An 18,272-nucleotide genomic window follows, 5' to 3' on the forward strand; every position below is an offset into this window, starting at 1 on the left:
TTACTCATAATTTTATGTTACGATATCCATTGATCTTCCCCGAAATTGGGCTTTCTCTTTTCCAGGAAGGCATTTCTTCCTTCTTTAGCTTCCTCCGTCATGTAGGCCAGCCGGGTAGCTTCTCCGGCAAATACCTGCTGCCCGACCATCCCGTCATCGGTAAGGTTCATGGCAAATTTCAGCATCCTGATGGAGGTAGGTGACTTCGCCAGGATTTCCTGGGCCCATTCATAGGCGGTATCTTCAAGTTCGGCATGAGGAACGACTTTGTTGACCATTCCCATTTCAAGAGCTTCCTGTGCGGAATAATTCCTTCCGAGAAAGAATATCTCACGGGCTTTTTTCTGGCCCACCATTTTAGCCAGATAAGCAGATCCGTAGCCTCCGTCGAAGCTGGTTACGTCCGCATCGGTTTGTTTGAAGATCGCATGCTCTTCACTCGCTAAGGTCAGGTCGCATACCACATGAAGCGAGTGCCCACCGCCTACAGCCCATCCCGGAACTACGGCAATCACTACTTTAGGCATAAAGCGGATCAGGCGCTGAACCTCCAGGATATTGAGGCGATGCCTTCCGTCTTCTCCTACATATCCCTGATGGCCCCTGGCTTTCTGGTCTCCCCCGCTGCAGAATGCCCAGCCTCCGTCTTTAGGGCTCGGCCCTTCACCGGAAAGCAATACTACTCCGATCGAAGGATCTTCATAGGCATCATAAAAAGCATCGTACAGCTCAGAAGTGGTTTTCGGGCGGAAGGCATTTCTGATTTCCGGCCTGTTGAAGGCAATCCTTGCCACCCCGTTGGATTTTTTATAGGTGATATCTTCGTATTCCTTAGCGGTTTTCCACTCGATCATTTTGTAAAAATTTTCCTCAAAGATACGGAATTGGAAAGAATTTCGGGATTGTAATTTCAGGATTATCACCGGGAATCTGCGGTTTTTTAAACACAAAAAACCGGGACTGCAAGATCCCGGTTCCATATGATTTTCTTAAAGAATTCTTATTTAGGCTGTTTGGCCTGAAGAGCGGCTTCTTTAGCCTTCATTTCAGTCATTTTTGCCTGGTTTTTGGTAATCCCGTAAATATCCTTCAGCATGGATACAGCATCCAGGTTTTCAGGGTTGGACTGATACCATTTTTCAGCATAAGGAAGCGCTTTGTCAAACCTTGCTCTTCTCGCTTCGATCAACTTGGTTGCTTCATCCGGCTTGGTTTTTCTCAGCGCATTGATCTCTTCTACTGCTTTAGAATCATCACCGATGGAAGTCAGCACCAGGTTCTGGTAAGCATTGGAGAAATCCGGCTTAAGCTCGATTGCTTTTTTGAATGAAGCTTCCGCCTCTGAAGCAGTAGCAGGATTTTTAGACTGTAATACCCCAAGGTTATACCAATTGGTTGCATCATTAGGATTTTTAGCCAGCTGCTCCTTAAGATTAGCCATAAACTTATCCGTATTGCCGGAAGCATATAGGGCAGATCCCTGATATTCCTTTAATTTGGCACTATTAGGGAATTTGGCAAGCCCTTTTTCAATGATAGCCAGTGCCTCGTCATTCTTTTTGGCGTTGATCAGCAAGGTAGACAGCGTTTCATACAGGTCAGACTCTACACTTGGGGTCTGTTCTGTTTTGAAATCGGAATAATCCTTGGAACTTTTCTTAAGCAGGTCCCAGGTATTCTTATCATACGTCATTACCTGACCGGTCTTGTTATCCTTTGCGGTATACGTAGTCTGAACTCCCGTATATCCGGAGTTGATAAGATCACTATATATTTTGATCGCCTGTTCTGAGTTGTTTGCCAAAGCATAGCTCAGTCCCGCGTAATACATATATGTTTTATCATCCTGGCCGTTAGTCTTCAGCAGGTTATACACTTCCATAAACTTGGGAGCCGCCCCTGCGTAGTTTTTAGCGTTGTAGGCATCCATAGCTTCTTTGTTGGCAGCCTGTAACTGGGCATTGACATCCCCTTTCTGTCCAAAAACAAATGATGATGCTATGATCGCCATTCCTAAAATCAGCTTTTTCATAATCACTATTTTATAATTAATTGTACAATATTATTCTTCAGAACCCGGATTCTCAGTGTCCGTTGCCGGATTTTCATTTTCCGGATCAGCAACTGAAATGTTTTCCTGGTTATTTTCTACAGTACCGCCTTCTTCATTTTCTTCTGCATCATCTTCCACATCTTTATCTTTCTCCACTTTGGCAATCGCTGCAATTTCATCGTTTTTCTTCAGGTTGATCATCCTGACACCCTGGGTATTCCTGCCCATCACACGCATTTCATCCATTCCCATACGGATGGCAACACCGGATTTGTTAATGATCATCAGTCCGTCTTCATCCGTTACATTCTGGATGGCGATCAGGTCTCCTGTCTTTTCTGTGATATTCAAAGTAATAACACCTTTTCCGCCTCTGTTGGTTTCCCTGTAATCGAGAACGGCTGTCCTTTTACCATATCCTTTTTCAGATACCACGAGAACCGTATCATTGTCAAGATCATTGACCACAATCATGCCGATTACTTCATCATTGTCTTCCAGTGTAATTCCGCGCACCCCGATAGAGCTACGGCCCACTTCCCTTACTTTTTCTTCCGGGAAACGGATACATTTACCTTTTTTGGTTGCAATCATGATCTGGGATGTACCGTTGGTAAGGTATGCACTCAGAAGCTGGTCATTATCCCTGATTTCGATAGCATTTACCCCGTTTACCCTAGGCCTTGAATACGCTTCAAGCGAAGTTTTCTTAATGGTTCCGTTCTTCGTTACCATCACTACGCTCATCTGGTTCACATACTCGGTATCTTTAAGGTTGTTGGTACGGATGTATGCTTTGATCTTATCATCCGGTTCGATATTGATCAGGTTCTGAACGGCTCTTCCCTTGGAAGTTTTGGATCCTTCCGGAATTTCGAATACCCTCAGCCAGTAACATCTTCCTTTTTCCGTAAAGAACAGCATGTACTGGTGGTTGGTTGCAGATACAATGTACTCCAGGAAGTCTTCGTCCCTGGTGGTCGCTGCCCTGTTTCCTACACCGCCCCTGCTCTGGATCTTATATTCTGAAAGGGAAGTCCTTTTGATGTATCCTGCGTGGGAAATCGTAAGAACGACGGATTCGTTCGGGATGATGTCTTCAATAGACATTTCACCACCGGAATAGTCGATTTCCGTTCTTCTGTCATCTCCGTATTTTTCTTTTATTTCGATCAGCTCATCTTTAATTATCTGGAATCTCCTTTCTTCATTGGCTAAGATATCTTCAAGGTTGTCGATCTCTTTCATGATCGCCTCATACTCATCACGGATCTTATCCAGCTCCATTCCGGTTAAACGCGCCAGACGCAGATCAAGGATCGCCTGGGCCTGGAGGTCCGAAAGCTCGAATGCTTCTATCAACCCTTCTTTGGCGGCCTGCGGATTAGCGCTGTGACGGATAATGGAGATCGCTTTATCAAGAGAGGCTTGGCTTCCGATCACTTTCATGAATCCTTCAAGGATATGGGCCCTTTCTCTTGCTTTCTTAAGCTCAAACTTAGTCCTTCTTACGATCACCTCATGTCTGTGCTCTACAAAATGATGGATAATGTCCTTCAGGTTCAGCTGCTCCGGCCTTCCGTTCACCAAAGCAATATTGTTAACGCTGAAAGAGGTCTGAAGAGAGGTATATTTATATAAAAGGTTAAGAACGACATTAGGAATAGCATCGTTTTTCAGCTCGTATACTACACGAAGCCCTTTTCTGTCCGATTCATCCCTGATTTCATAAATGCCCGGGATCTTTTCGTCTTTTACCAGCTCTGCCGTCCTGGCAATCATTTCGGCTTTGTTGACCTGGTAAGGAATCTCAGTAACGATGATGGCATTACGGTTGCCTATTTCTTCAAAATTAACCTTAGCCCTCAATACAACCCTTCCCCTTCCTGTATGGAAGGCATCCCTTACGCCGTCGTAGCCGTAAATGATTCCTCCGGTAGGGAAATCCGGGGCAATGATGTGCTGCATCAGCTCATCAATGGAAATATCTTTGTTATCTATATACGCACAGATCGCATTGATTGATTCTGAAAGGTTATGTGGAGCCATATTGGTCGCCATCCCCACCGCAATCCCGGAAGTCCCGTTCACCAGGAGGTTCGGAACTTTGGTTGGCATAACAGTAGGTTCCTGTAAGCTGTCGTCAAAGTTATTCTGGAAATCAACCGTTTCTTTATCCAGATCGGAAAGAATTTCGTCGGATATTTTTTTCAGCCTGGCTTCGGTATAACGCATTGCTGCCGGCGGGTCGCCGTCCATGGAACCGAAGTTCCCCTGTCCGTCTACCTGAGGGTAACGCAGACTCCATTCCTGGGCCATCCTTACCATAGCATCATATACAGAGGAGTCCCCGTGCGGGTGATACTTACCCAGAACATCCCCTACAATTCTCGCGGATTTTAAATATTTTCTGTTAGAAAAAACCCCCAATCCATACATACCGTAAAGAACTCTTCTATGAACGGGTTTCAAGCCATCTCTTACGTCAGGTAATGCTCTGGAAACAATTACAGACATCGAATAATCGATATAAGATGACTTCATTTCATCAACAATGTTGATAGGAATCAGTCTTTCACCTTCTTTTTGCATAAACAAATTATTACAATGATCATCAGGCCCTTAGCAGGAAGCCTGAAAATTATTTATTTTCCATTTTAATTAACGGGCTAATTTACGAAAAAATTACCGATTTTTGGCTCAGAATTTGTCTTAAAATTATTAAAAATTCATAAAAAATGAGCGTACTGAGCATCACCTTTCACTGCACTAAAAATAATCTTGAGGAATGGGAAAATTATATGGATGATACCCTTGCCCTGATGGCAGAAAACCTGATGGACGTTAACCAATATATCCTGTCTGAAGTAGGAAGTGATTATATTGAAGACGGAAAAAACTATAACCTTCTCCTGGTGTTTGATACTGATGTACTGAGGACTGATTTTATGGAAAGTGAGCTGCTCAATATTACGGAAAGGATAGAGACCAGGTTCGGGCAGGAAGTTATGATTTTTAATACATTCCTGAACCCGAGGATCAACAAACTGTAAAACCTGTATCAGATAAAAAAAGCTGCACCGGTATGAATCGGTGCAGCATTTTAGCGTGGTCCGGGCGGATGCGGATGCGCAGGAAGCCCTCTTTCATGCGGAGGAACCGGCGGTTTACCATGTGGCGGACGCGGCGGTGCGGCACAGGATCCAACGGCAAAGATCACAACCGCTAAAACAGACATTTTTGTTAACTTTTTCATAGGTATTACATTTGTTCCTTTCTGACAGATCAACACTGATGCCAAAAACAGAAGTATAAAAAAGCACCAGCTGTACAGCTGGTGCTAACTTTTTGATTACCGGTGCCTGTGATGCCCCGGAGGATGATGCCCTCTCGGCGGACCCGGATGCCTGTGCCATTTCTTATGCATATGCTTGCGGTGCCCGGGAGGTGGTCCACGATGCGGACGTGGCGGTGGCGCGACACATGATGCCATCATCAGGACGACGATCATCATACTGATCATTTTCATTAAACCTTTCATTATTTTCATTTTTCAAATTCAGCGTAGATAGGATCAAGGGTGATGCCAAAGATGTTTAATTGTACATTGTATGCTGTAAAATGTACAATGTAAAAAGTAAAATGTATTTATGTATCTTGTCGGATTAACATGGCCAGTAATGCTTCATTTCTTCAGGATTCTGAGGTAATTTTCAATTTAGGTAACAGTCCGGCACAGTTTTATGGCATGGATCTTAACCGTATCCGGATGGCATTTTATTGTTAACCGTATTTTCCTTATTCTTTTTTGAACTGATGCTGAATCACGATCAGGGTGTACAGCATTTGATCACGGCAATTTCCGGCATAAAAGAAATTTATAGACCGCGTTTACGGGCAAACAGATTAATTGTTCTATATTCGTTCAAAATTAATTTTAAATCTAAAATAACAGGACACAATAATGAAAGCACTCTTCTACTCTTTCTGTACTTTTTTAGCCCTTGTAAGTTGTAACAACAATAAACCCGAGGCGGCCAATGCGAAGGCTGAAATTTCAAGAAAGGTCAACCAGCTCTATACGGTATACGGAAAATCCGGGAAAGATATTTATTCACAACCTGTGCCAGGTGACTTATTTACGTCTGATCTTAGCAGAATGCTGGACCAGTCTATTGAAATCTCCAAAACAGATATCGAACGGGTTAAAAATAGCCTTCATCCTGAAGATAAGCCATTGCTGCTTGAAGGACCTTTATTTACAGGACTTTATGAAGGGTTTACTTCCTATCATATTCAGTCTATCGATGTTTCCGAAAGTATTCCTTCCGTATATACTGCAAAAGTGCAAGTGGAAATGGAAAATTCAGAAGTTTCCCCAACTGTGAAATGGACAGATACCGTATTGTTAACCGACGGACCGGATACCGAATGGAAGGTGGACAACATCAACTTCGACAGTATCGGCAGCAGTACCGACCTTAAAACTGAACTTAAGAATTTTATTGAAGCTGCAAAAGCGAATTAAAATTCATTCATCATAAAAAAGGCTGCTTTGAAATTTCAAAGCAGCCTTTTATTTTTTAAGGACACTGGACGATATGCGCTTCACTGCATACCAGCTTGTTGAGCCTTTCACAAAATACACAGTATTTCTTCGGTTCGCCTCCATATACGGATTTCAATTGTGCTTTGTTAAGCTTTTTCAGATTTTTCATAGGTTTTGATTGAATGATTTGTATCTGTTAAACGAAAATTATATCTAATTATTGTTTTTAAAATTTAAATTATCATCAAAACACAATTTTAAAATTAAAATAAGAAAGCTCAACCTGTACGTTGAGCTCTTATAATTTTTAGGAAAAATAATCTACAGTTCCCTTTTCAAAAATTTCCCCGTAAGGCTTTTCTTTGATTTTATAATTTCTTCCGGGGTTCCCTGCACCACAATCTGTCCGCCGTGCTTTCCGCCTTCGGGGCCTACATCAATAATATGGTCTGCCAGTTTAATTACATCCATATTATGTTCAATGATGATGAATGAATTCCCTAAGGATACCAGCTGATTGATGGCGTCCATCAGGATCTTCACATCCTCAAAATGAAGCCCTGTGGTAGGTTCATCCAGGATGTACAGCGTATTCCCGGTCTGGCGCTTGGCCAGTTCCGTAGCCAGCTTGATCCTCTGTGCTTCCCCACCGGATAATGTGGTTGACTGCTGTCCTAAAGTAATGTATCCTAAACCGACATCCTGCAAGGTTTTTACCCTGGCAAAAATCTTCGGAATCGGCTGGAAGAATTCTACGGCTTCATCAATGGTCATATCCAGGACGTCAGAAATTGACTTTCCTTTATACCGCACTTCCAGGGTTTCCCTGTTGAATCGTTTTCCGTTGCAGGTTTCACAATGCACATATACATCCGGCAAGAAGTTCATTTCAATCACTTTCAGTCCGCCGCCCTGACAGGTTTCGCATCTTCCCCCTTTTACATTGAAAGAGAATCTTCCCGGTTTGTATCCCCGGATTTTACTTTCCGGAAGCTCCGAGAACAGGTTTCTTATATCGGTAAACATTCCGGTATAGGTTGCCGGATTGGAACGCGGGGTCCTTCCGATCGGGGTCTGGTCTACGTCTACGATTTTGTCAATATGCTCCAATCCTTCTATAGATTTGTACGGCAACGGTTCCTGTACCGCACGGTAAAAATGTTTATTGAGGATCGGATAAAGTGTACCGTTAATAAGGGATGATTTGCCGCTTCCTGAAATTCCAGTTACCACCACCAGTTTACCCAAAGGAACATTCAGGGTAACATTCTTAAGGTTGTTTCCGCTTGCTCCTTTCAGAATGATATGCTTGCCGCTTCCTGCTCTCCTCTCCGCAGGAATTTCTATTTTCCTTTTTCCATTGATGTACTGAGCCGTGATGGTATCTGCCTTCACAAGATCCTTCGGTTTACCCTGCCACAGGATTTCACCACCGAATTTACCCGCTCTCGGACCTACATCCAGCACCTCATCAGCTTCCAGAATCATATCTTTATCATGTTCTACGACCAGAACTGAGTTTCCAATATCCCGGAGATTCTTCAGGGAATTGATCAGGCGCTCGTTGTCTCTCTGGTGCAGCCCGATGCTCGGTTCATCAAGAATGTACAGTACGTTTACGAGTTGGGAACCAATCTGCGTTGCCAGACGGATCCTCTGGGACTCTCCTCCGGAAAGGGTCCTGGAGCTTCTGCTTAGACTGAGGTAATCCAATCCGACATCAAGAAGGAACTGGAGTCTGGTTTCAATCTCTTTCAGGATTTCATGAGCAATGATCTGTTTTTTCTCGGAAAACGTCCCTTTGATATCGCTCAGCCATTCTTTAAGGTCCGAAAGGCTCAGCGCATTCACTTCAGCAATATTTTTACCGTCGATCTTGAAGCTCAGGCTCGATGCCTGCAGACGCGTACCTTTGCATTCAGGACAGGTTTCTTCTGTGGTAAAATGCCTTTCCAGCATCACAGCTTCATAGGAATCTTTTTCGTCGATAATTTCTTCCATGAAAGAAATAAGGCCATCGAAACTGATTTTGATTTTTTTAGTAATGCCTGCATACTTCAGGTCTTTGTTAAATTCTTTATGGCATCCATTGTAGATATAATCCAATGCTTCTTCCGGAATATCCTGAATAGGCGTAGCCAGTCCAAGCCCGAAAATTTCAAGGATATTTTTAACCTGCGTAAGGATCCATTTATTGGATTTGATATCCTCCAGCGGAAGCAATCCTCCCTGGTTAACGGATAATTTAGGATTGTCTACGAAATAATCGGTATTGATCTTCTTGATTGTTCCCAAACCTTTGCAGGAAGGGCAGCTTCCCTTAGGCGAGTTGAATGAAAAGGTATTCGGCTCCGGCAGCGCCAGTGAATGACCTGTTTCTGCATCCATCAGGTTTTTGGAAAAATATTCAATATCGCTGCTTCCCAGTTTCTGGATCCCGATAATTCCTTCACCCATATCCATCGCCGTGCGCAATGACTTTTCCATTCTGGCTTCGGAAGCGCTTTCCCCTATAATCCAGCGGTCGATCACAATATCGATATCATGGGTTTTATAACGGTCGAGTTTCAGGTCATATTCGATATCCTGAAGTTCGCCGTCAATTCTAGCCTGCCCATACCCTTTTTTAGCCATCTGTACGAACAGCTCATGGTAGTGCCCTTTCCTGGAACGGATCACAGGAGCCATCAGCATGATCTTTTCTCCCTGATAGTTTTCTTTAATAGCATCGAGGATCTGGTCTTCCGTATAACTGACCAGTTTTTTCCCTGTAGACAGAGAATATGCATCCGAGACTCTCGCAAAAAGCAATCTCAGGAAGTCATACAGTTCTGTAACGGTTCCTACGGTAGATCTCGGGTTTTTATTGGTTGTCTTTTGCTCAATGGCAATCACCGGGGAAAGCCCTTCGATCTTATCTACGTCAGGACGCTCGAGACCGCCTAAGAACTGCCGTGCATAGGCAGAGAATGTTTCGATATACCGGCGCTGCCCTTCGGCAAAAATAGTATCAAATGCCAATGATGATTTCCCGCTTCCCGATAGTCCGGTAATGACTACCAGCTCATTGCGGGGGATTTTCACATTGATATTTTTCAGGTTGTGTTCACGGGCTCCGTAAACTTCAATATATTCTGTTGATTTGCTCATAATTTGTGGCGATCTTACCTTAAAATCACGCAGCGCAAAATTACGGATTTTTTATGGAATCTTTTGTGTTAAAAACCGTTATGAATTAAAGCCATTAATACATTCTATGGCCGTATTGTCTGCTGCTGTTCAAAGGGGAAAATATCATTGAGCATTCAAAAAAAATGCCGGTGAAAATCACCGGCCCTATTTTTTTAAATGTGCTATTTTACAAAGATGTTGTAAGAATTCAGTACGGCATCATAAGCATAGCCAATACTCTGGATATCACTATCCGAAATCTTTCCTGAATCCTTGGCATTTCTCATCAGTCTCCTGTACGTATCCAGGAAGCTCTCGGCATTCTTGTTGACACTTTCAAAATTACTTTTTTTGTGGGTATACATAGTATTGCTTACCTTAAAATCCAGTTTGGAGTTCTGCTCAACAGCGGCAGCCAGTTCATCATACTTCTTCTGGGCTTCTGCGGCATTGAAATCGGTTTCATGCTGCTTGTTCAGGGTGTCATATGCACTGTCCAGTGCATTCATCACTTTTTTGGAAGAGATAATGTACTCCTTCATCGGATGATCTTTCAGGATGGTTTCCTCAGCAGCATCCGTTGCAGGCTTGATATTGGTGATAATACGTTCTCCTGTTTCAAACAGTACCTGTGCTTCAGCCTGGATTTCCTGGTTGAGCGTTTCGGCCTTTGCTCCTTTGTCATCCTTGAAGTCTTCGGCACTCATATAAGATTTGAGCTCCTCAAACTTCTTGTCGATGCTTTCCTTTTTAGCTTTGTAGGTCTGGAAATCCTTTTCGATGGCAGCTCTGTTTTTATCAAATCCGGAAGGCACATCTTTGATTTTACTAATGGCATAGTCTACGGACCCGGTTACCATCGGCATGATCAGTACGTCTCCGCCTTTGGCTTTCGTCACGGCGGCATCAGCATATTTCATGATGCTTTCCACACGATCAGAGGTCATTTTGTAAGAATCGAGGAAATCATTATTGAAACCTATGACGGCATCCGCTTCATTTTTCCCTCCGTTGAGGACCGTACTCCCCAATTTTCCGATTTCTTTTTTACAGCTTACCGGCACAGCGCTCAGCGACAGTGCTACAGCAAGCATCATTAATTTTTTCATATGTGATATTTAGGTTGAAATTCTGTTTTTTACAATTCCGCGTCCTCATTGGAAACGGTAACGCGGTATTCAATTCCGTCAATGGCTTTGGAAACGATCTGGTTTCGCAAAATATGGGCCATATTTTCCCAGTAGGCCCTCCCGTAAAAGGTATAGTTCTGTGGGATGATTTCAACCTCCACAGTCCTGATAAATCCTTCCTTGGGTTTATTACTGATCATGGTGCCTCTCTTTACGCGTACTTCCTTTAGCTCATCTTTCAGCATCATCCTGCAATAGCTTTTCACATCTTCCAGGGAAATGATTTTGTCCCTTGTGGTCAGCGCGTACCGGTAGGCCTGAATACTGTCTGAACCTTTCTGTTCTTCGGCGCCTCCTATGGTTTCCGTAAGAAGTACCAGGGACTGGGATTTCAGCTGGTTGGAGAGTTCCGTTCCCGGGCGCATATGGTTGGCAAGGGTACAGTGCGTTATCCAGAATGCAGCATAAGTATGGTCTGTTTTTTCTACGGGTTCCATGATCACATAATTCAGTTCCTGCCTGATGTTTCTTTTGGCATTGTTCACTTTCTGGACCATGGATTTCATTTTATCTGACATTTCGCTCAGAATGCCTTTTACATTATCCCGGTTCAGGAGTGAAAAAGCGGCGATTTCATCCCGCGTCAGTTCAAGGACGTTCGCAATCATATCCACAGCATTCCTGTTGGTAAAACGTTCCATTCCGCCCTTTCTTACGGTATACAACCCTTTGCTGAGCTGGTCTCCCGGCGTGAATGGAATTTCCTTGTACTTCCTCCCTTCTCCGTCCTGCACTTCGTCTACATACAAAAAATGTTCGCCTTCATCTGTCACCAGCGGAATATTATTGCCCATGATATCCAGGCTGTATTCCGTTTTCTTCCAGCCACGGTTATAGACCGGGAAAGCATTCAGTACAAAAGAGAAATTATCCAGGATTTCGGCGGAGAACTGCGGCGGAAATTCAAATGTCAACCACAGGTAGCGTTTTCCTTCCAGGTATTTCAGTATCTCGTCTTTATAATCGAGGAAATCCAGATTCTGCGGAAGGGCTCCTGCTTCTGAAATCAGGCTGTCTGAGATTCCGGTTATTTCTATGAATTTATGACGGTAAATGCTCTGGATGTCCTGAACGGTCTTTACCCTGATGGACTGCTCGTGGAACATCTGCTCATAGCCTTCTGCCTGCTGGCCTTTAAGGTAGGTGATGCCTTCCTTCACAAAGAGCGGATTTCCGTTAGCCGTTACCGTGAGATACGGAAGCAGCCTGTAGACAAAATCGAGGTGTTCAAAAGCCGGGTTTGAGCAGAATATACTGAGCGATTTGGGAAAGTTTTCACTGATGTATTTAGACGCATCGATCCCTATCGTTACCTTTCGGTAATCCTCAGGCCTGCCCTGGAACCTTGCGACAGGAATTTTATTCAGCCGTTCATCGATACTGTAACAGGTATTGCCTACAAACATTACAGCCGTCTGCATTTTATGGATCCTGACATTGCCTACCGGCGTAAAAGGAATATTGATCTGCTTATCTGATTCTGATTTTATGGTGGATGTCATCTGCTTCCTGAAAAAGAATTCCGTATGCTCCAGCAAAATCTCCGAAGATTCCTGCGGATGGGTAAAAGCTACGGCATGGGCCGGAAGCGGATGGGTATAGATGGATGGCGTAAGAAGCTTGGCCATCTTTTCCAGGATCCGTGCATTGACGGTCTGGATCTCATTATTGGCCTTAAAGACTTCGGTGCTGAATGCATCAATAAGCAGTTTGACAAAGGGATCCAGAGACTGCGGGCTTTTCAGCCCCCATACTTTGGTGGCATTCTGAAGCATTCTGGCTTTTACAGATTCTTTGGAATAGATATTCTGATCTAAATTCATATCAATATTAAATGTGGTGGAATATTAATCGATGGACATCGGGCTCAGGAACAGCTCGGTGGAAAAAGTAAAGCGTTCGCCACTGGACTCCATTTTGGCATTGATCGCAATTTTCACTTTCTTCTTGATCTCCGTATGCTCTTTGGTATCGTAGTTATGCTCTACAAACTGGATATGGGCATCAATCTGGGGCTGAACGATCCGGGGTTCATATTCCTGGATCTGCCGTTTAAGGCTTTTCACAAAGATGCTTTCCCAGGTCGCACTGGTCACTCCGTTATCAAACTCGAGGTTCCATACATCATTGCCGTAATTTTCATCATACCTGTTCTCCCCCTTCTTGGTAGTGATGAGCAGCATAATGTTATGGGCAATGCTTTCGCCCATGTCGCAGGTATCTATGCTGCCGCCTTCCGTCATCAGGGTAGACGGTACAAAAGGCATTCTGTAATTGGGTGTGTCCATAAACTGTGTCTTTATTGGTATATCATAGCAAAATGGAATACCAAGTTAAGCAAATTCGGATAATTAAAGAAACAGATAAGCCAATATTCTTTGATACATCCATCATTTGTACCACAAATACCACATCCTCAGAATAGCTGGTACTATACTTGTTCTGAGAATCTGCAAATCTAAAACTATTACTATGGTTCCAAAAGGAAGATTATTGATTATTGGTGGAAAGGAAGACCGTCACGGATCTTCTTCGGAAATGGAAGATAAAAACCATAATTTTTCACCCCATGAGATCCTCAAAGACCTCATTACCTCAAAGGATGACCGTATTGAAGTTATAACAACCGCCAGTTCGGAGCCGGAAAGTATGCGGGATACTTACAGGAAAACGTTCAACGAGATCGGGTACAGCAATTTCGGATTTATTCATATCACCGAAACAGATTCAGAGCATAAAAAGGAATATATGGACCGGATCAGAGCTGCTAAAACCGTCTTTTTTACCGGAGGAGACCAGGCTAAGATCTGCGGTATCCTTAAGAATTCGGAAATCAGTAACCTTCTGTACGAAAAATACCGGCATGAGGAAGGTTTTATGATTGCCGGAACCAGTGCAGGAGCCATGTGTATTCCTGAAATCGTTATTTGTGAAGCAGAGAATGGTGAAGCTATTATAAAAGATGATATTGAAATTTCTTCCGGACTCGGTTTTATTAAAAACTGTATCGTGGACACCCATTTTGTGCACCGCGGCAGGTTCGGCCGGCTGGCCCATGCGGTAATGCTGCATAAAGAATGCTGGGGACTGGGCATAGGGGAAGATACGGCACTGCTGATAGAAGAAGGTGCAGTGGCCACCTGTAAAGGTTCAGGGATGGTGGTTGTGATCAGTGCCGGCGAGATCAGGCAGACCAATATTGAATTCGTCAGTAAAGGATGCCCGGTCTATGCTGAAAACCTAAAAGTGCATATCCTTACAGACGACTGTATCCTGAACCTGGATACCGGAGCCTTTAAAGGAGATAAAAGCGAAAACTGCTGACCCTGGTCAGCAGTTTTTATATTATTTGGCAGAAGACTGTTTCCGGTTGATCAGGTAATATACCGGAAGTCCCAGCAGTACGATGATAAAACCTGGCCATGTGTACTGCTGCTTGTAAATCAGCAATAAAATACAGAAGCCTGTCCCGATGATGAGGTATACAATAGGCGTTACGGGATACAGCCATGTTTTGTACGGCCTTTGCAGTTCCGGCTGTTTAATCCTCAGGTAAATCACTCCGAAGACTGTAATCATATAGAACAGCACGATAACGAAAGAAATCATATCCAGAAGGTTTCCATACTGCCCGCTCAGGCATAACAATGACGCCCAGATACCCTGCATCCACAGTGCATTGCCCGGAACTTCATTGGTATTGTTTTCTGCAGCGGACCTGAAAAACATCCCGTCCCTGGCCATGGTCTGAAAAACCCGTGCCCCGGCCAGGATTAACCCGTTGTTGCAGCCGAAAGTGGAAACCATCACCAAAAGAGCGATAATAATGGTGCCCGCACTCCCGAAAATATTCTGTGACGCGGCCACTGCTACCCTGTCATTAGCTGCAAATGCCACGGTATCCCTGTCCAGCGCATTAAGGTAAACCACATTCGCGGCGATGTATAAAACCATTACGGCAGACGTCCCGTATATCATGGACTTTACCACATTCTTTTTGGGATTATCAATTTCTCCCGATACGAAAGTCACGCTTTCCCAGGCAACGGAGCTGAATACGGAGCCTACCATAGCGGCGGCAATCCCACCCAGCAAAGTCATGCCGCCTATACGTTCCCAACCGTAATTAGTAAGGTTTCCAAGCGCATCTTTTCTGATGTTACTGAATGCATCCCAGCCAAAGCTGAAATTTTCGGAAAGGTGGGAAACATTTACGAAAAAGAAACCGGCCGCAATAAGCCCCAGCAAAGCCAGGATTTTAGAGCCGGTAAATATATTCTGCAGCAGCTTGCCGCTTTCTACGCCACGCGTATTGATGTAAGTAAGCAGCAGGATCACCAGGATCGCTACGATCTGTATCCAGGTAATCTTAAATTCCCCGCTCTGAAAAATGGGTGCTGCGTCATTGAGCGCCGGGATCAGGTAGGCGGTATATTTCCCGAAAGCTACGGCAACTGCTGCAATCGTACCGGTCTGGATAACGGTAAACAGTCCCCATCCGTATAAAAATCCCATTTTCTTGCCGAAAATTTCTTTCAGGTAGGTGTATTGTCCGCCGGCTTTAGGGAATAATGCCGACAGTTCACCGTAACTGATGGCTGCTGCAATCGTCATGACCCCGGTAATGATCCAGACTACAATAAGCCAGAATCCGGAGCCCAGGTTCCTCATGATGTCGGCACTTACAATAAATATCCCGCTCCCGATCATGGATCCCATAACGAGCATGACGGCGTCCCAAAGTTTTAGTTTTTTATGCATATTCAGATATAGGTGCCAAATATAAACAATTATGGAATGTTTTTTATCAATCTGCTATTGAGATTGAGATTCAAATTTTATTAGTATTTTTGAAAAAATATTAAACATGAAATATAAAGCAGTACTATTTGCCGCTGCCCTGAGTGTTTCGGCACTGGCTTTTTCACAGGAATCTTCATCAAAGAAAATAGGACCGCCTGCCGGTAATGCTATGGTTGGTGATACGTACGGGTCCGCAGTAAATGCGTCTGTAGAATCAAAAGCGATCAGCGTAGAAAAACTGAACAAAAAACTTAAAAAAGAGAACAAGAAAGTAGAGAACGTTGCCATCAAGGGAAAAGTAACGGATGTATGTGACAAAAAAGGCTGCTGGCTGACCATTGAAACGGAAGACAATTCTCAGTTTTTTGTTAAGATGAAAGACTACGCATTCTTTGTTCCTACTGCTCTCAAAGGTAAAAATGTGGTCCTGGAAGGAAGTGCTGAGAGAAAAGTAACTTCGGTTGATGAACAGAAGCACTATGCAGAAGATGCCAAAAAAACTCAGTCCGAAATTGATGCCATTACCCAGCCGAAAGAAGAAATCAGGTTTGTGGCTAACGGAATAAAAGTGGTGAACTGATTTCAATAGGTTTCAATTCACTCATTAGATATAGAACATCCTATAGCAGGCATTTTAAGGCCTGATAAAACAATTAAACCGACTGCCACTAGGGTCAGCCGGTTTTTTAATTTTTAGTTCATTTTTGCACCGTTTACTTTCGAAATTAGTTTCAGGCAGACTATAGCTGTAAATATTTTAATCTTCAAACGTAAAGTCAGCGATCGAATCCAGTTTCGGATATTTCTTTTCCGATCTGAATTTCTTTCCGGTACAGTCTATTTCCACCCAGCCTTTTTTCTTTTTCACATCCCCGGCTTCCATGACATAGGGTACAAATGAGATCTCCTCTTTGTCGTCCTCCTTGACTTCCCTGTATTGCACGGCGATATCCAGGACGCATTCATGTTCCGTATTCAGTTTGACATTACGGTAAATGATATCATAATGGGTTTCCTTGTTTTCCGGAATCTCAAAATACGTTTCCCAGCCCTCCGTGCCGGACTTAAGATCAGCCATGGCTTTCAGTGCATAGTATAGAGCAACCGTATAATACTTCCGTGTTCCCTTTCTGGTGTAATCATTTTCAAAATGTCCGCCTTCGAATAAAATAACCGGCAGCCCTTCCCTGATGAAATTATCGCCCGTTGAAGAAGGATAGAATTCATCCGTATACCTTCCGATCTGTTCCGGGATAAGATCTTTGAGATGATGATACACCTCTGCAATCACAGCCATGCATTTTTTCCTGTTTTCGGTTACGGTACGTTCCACATTTTCGGAAGGGGCAAGAAACGAAAGCGTGGCAGGATGAATGCCGTCCGTGGTGAATATGGTCCGCTGCTCATGAAGATTCAATGCGTAGTCATATTTTTTGTCAGCGACGGCCTGCTTCAGGTATTTGATCTCAACGCTCGCTTCATTATGGAAATCACGATTGAGATCAATGTCCATGGCATTGAGCCGCGTCCATCTTTCCGAACCGTCAGGATTCAGCATAAAAATAAAATCAAACTCCAGCTGCCTCAGTATTCCTTCTGCAAGTTCAGGGTATTTGTGCCAGGTCTCAAGAAGGTCTAGCATGGCATGGGTAGCATTTGACTCATTGCCGTGCATCTGAGACCAGGCAAGAACTTTAACCGGACCTGAGCCGATGGTAAGCTTATAAACAGGCTTTCCTAAAAAAGAAATGCCTATCTGTTGCAGCGAGTTACTAAAATTAGCCCGGAGATACACAAAAAGTTTTTCAGGGAGAATATAGCGATGTAAAAAATCAGGATGTGAAGTATAAACGTGTTCAAATTGCATTTACAAAAGTTTACTGTATTCAAAGGTAAAAATTTTTATCAACTTGATAGGTGATTTACATTTGTAAATAAATTAAACAAATAGATCTGCCAGATTGTCTGTTGATAAAATTGTGGATTGCTAAATTATTAATGATAACGTTTCAAAGATTTATAAATCAGATAATTATAAATTTTAACTAGATGATTTATTTAATGTTACTTTAAGTATAAAATCACGTATTTATCCATATTTAAGGGTTATTCACTTAAACATAGGGATGCGGATAATTATTGTTTATAATTATCATATACAAATGTAAACTGTTAGTAATTTTACGATTCCTGGTGCGGAGTGTATATAAATTTTGTTCAGTTTACCGTTCCTATTTGTGTTCAGTCTTTCCTGATTGCATCAGACAGCGGATTGATGTATACTGTTGCAGTATGATATAGATTATAGAATACAGTAGTTTATTCATTCCTTTTAAAACGAGGTATAGCACTTATAATAGCTCATACCCTTCCCCTGCCCTATAATCAGGTATCCAGATGATCCTGATTCATTTTTAATGGCATTATGCAGCCCATAAATCAGGATTTTCCTGATGCAAAAGTATCATATCATTTAGATTTTCAGTTAAAAATTTAATAACACCCA

15 protein-coding genes are annotated in these 18,272 nt (G+C 43.1%); 4 read left to right on the top strand and 11 right to left on the bottom strand.

Going from position 1 to position 18,272, the window contains the following annotated elements; genetic code table 11:
• Nucleotides 1-17: 17 nt before the first annotated feature.
• The 3 genes from CGB83_RS02445 to gyrA all read right to left on the bottom strand — a co-directional run bounded on the left by CGB83_RS02445 (nt 18) and on the right by gyrA (nt 4,645).
• Nucleotides 18-854, bottom strand: coding sequence for a 1,4-dihydroxy-2-naphthoyl-CoA synthase (locus CGB83_RS02445; RefSeq protein ID WP_100077465.1), 837 nt, complete (start codon nt 852-854; stop codon nt 18-20).
• Between the two features lie 146 nt (nt 855-1,000).
• Entirely contained in the window at nt 1,001-2,032 is a 1,032-nt protein-coding gene (locus tag CGB83_RS02450) for a tetratricopeptide repeat protein (protein WP_100074352.1), read from the bottom strand.
• 30 nt (nt 2,033-2,062) lie between these two features.
• The gene (gene gyrA, locus CGB83_RS02455; RefSeq protein WP_100074353.1) at nt 2,063-4,645 is read right to left on the bottom strand and encodes a DNA gyrase subunit A; all 2,583 of its coding nucleotides are present in this window, start codon (nt 4,643-4,645) and stop codon (nt 2,063-2,065) included.
• Between the two features lie 146 nt (nt 4,646-4,791).
• Here gyrA and CGB83_RS02460 point away from each other — a divergent pair, with 146 nt between their 5' ends.
• The gene (locus CGB83_RS02460) at nt 4,792-5,106 is read left to right on the top strand and encodes a DUF4286 family protein (protein ID WP_100074354.1); all 315 of its coding nucleotides are present in this window, start codon (nt 4,792-4,794) and stop codon (nt 5,104-5,106) included.
• 50 nt (nt 5,107-5,156) lie between these two features.
• Here the strand turns inward: CGB83_RS02460 and CGB83_RS20080 are convergent, their stop codons facing one another.
• Complete coding sequence (locus CGB83_RS20080; RefSeq protein WP_157761272.1) at nt 5,157-5,309, bottom strand: hypothetical protein; 153 nt, start codon at nt 5,307-5,309, stop codon at nt 5,157-5,159.
• 708 nt (nt 5,310-6,017) lie between these two features.
• Between CGB83_RS20080 and CGB83_RS02470 the strand changes: the two genes are divergently transcribed.
• Complete coding sequence (locus tag CGB83_RS02470) at nt 6,018-6,581, top strand: hypothetical protein (protein WP_100074356.1); 564 nt, start codon at nt 6,018-6,020, stop codon at nt 6,579-6,581.
• 55 nt (nt 6,582-6,636) lie between these two features.
• Here CGB83_RS02470 and CGB83_RS02475 read toward each other — a convergent pair whose 3' ends face one another.
• From CGB83_RS02475 to CGB83_RS02495, 5 genes are all read right to left on the bottom strand, one after another.
• Nucleotides 6,637-6,771, bottom strand: coding sequence for a bacteriocin-like protein (locus CGB83_RS02475; protein ID WP_100074357.1), 135 nt, complete (start codon nt 6,769-6,771; stop codon nt 6,637-6,639).
• Between the two features lie 152 nt (nt 6,772-6,923).
• Complete coding sequence (gene uvrA / locus CGB83_RS02480) at nt 6,924-9,752, bottom strand: excinuclease ABC subunit UvrA (RefSeq protein WP_100074358.1); 2,829 nt, start codon at nt 9,750-9,752, stop codon at nt 6,924-6,926.
• 203 nt (nt 9,753-9,955) lie between these two features.
• Nucleotides 9,956-10,882 (bottom strand): DUF3829 domain-containing protein, encoded by a 927-nt coding sequence (locus CGB83_RS02485; protein ID WP_100074359.1) that lies wholly within the window; start codon nt 10,880-10,882, stop codon nt 9,956-9,958.
• Nucleotides 10,883-10,911: 29 nt separating this feature from the next.
• Entirely contained in the window at nt 10,912-12,786 is a 1,875-nt protein-coding gene (locus CGB83_RS02490) for a type VI secretion system baseplate subunit TssF (RefSeq protein ID WP_100074360.1), read from the bottom strand.
• Nucleotides 12,787-12,810: 24 nt separating this feature from the next.
• Complete coding sequence (locus CGB83_RS02495) at nt 12,811-13,251, bottom strand: GPW/gp25 family protein (protein ID WP_100074361.1); 441 nt, start codon at nt 13,249-13,251, stop codon at nt 12,811-12,813.
• 184 nt (nt 13,252-13,435) lie between these two features.
• Between CGB83_RS02495 and CGB83_RS02500 the strand changes: the two genes are divergently transcribed.
• On the top strand, nt 13,436-14,287 hold the full coding sequence (locus CGB83_RS02500; RefSeq protein WP_100074362.1) for a cyanophycinase: 852 nt from the start codon (nt 13,436-13,438) through the stop codon (nt 14,285-14,287).
• Between the two features lie 21 nt (nt 14,288-14,308).
• On the opposite strand, the gene CGB83_RS02505 is transcribed toward CGB83_RS02500, so the two are convergent.
• Nucleotides 14,309-15,724: an APC family permease gene (locus tag CGB83_RS02505; protein WP_100074363.1), complete on the bottom strand. Its 1,416-nt coding sequence runs from the start codon at nt 15,722-15,724 to the stop codon at nt 14,309-14,311.
• 106 nt (nt 15,725-15,830) lie between these two features.
• Between CGB83_RS02505 and CGB83_RS02510 the strand changes: the two genes are divergently transcribed.
• Nucleotides 15,831-16,346 carry a DUF4920 domain-containing protein gene (locus CGB83_RS02510; RefSeq protein WP_100074364.1) on the top strand — a complete coding sequence of 172 codons (516 nt, stop codon included), beginning with the start codon at nt 15,831-15,833 and terminating at the stop codon, nt 16,344-16,346.
• A 177-nt stretch (nt 16,347-16,523) separates the two neighbouring features.
• Here CGB83_RS02510 and CGB83_RS02515 read toward each other — a convergent pair whose 3' ends face one another.
• The gene (locus tag CGB83_RS02515) at nt 16,524-17,633 is read right to left on the bottom strand and encodes a M14 family zinc carboxypeptidase (RefSeq protein ID WP_100074365.1); all 1,110 of its coding nucleotides are present in this window, start codon (nt 17,631-17,633) and stop codon (nt 16,524-16,526) included.
• Nucleotides 17,634-18,272: the final 639 nt, after the last annotated feature.

The sequence above is a fragment of the Chryseobacterium camelliae genome (assembly GCF_002770595.1).
Classification (GTDB): Bacteria; Bacteroidota; Bacteroidia; order Flavobacteriales; family Weeksellaceae; genus Chryseobacterium; species Chryseobacterium camelliae.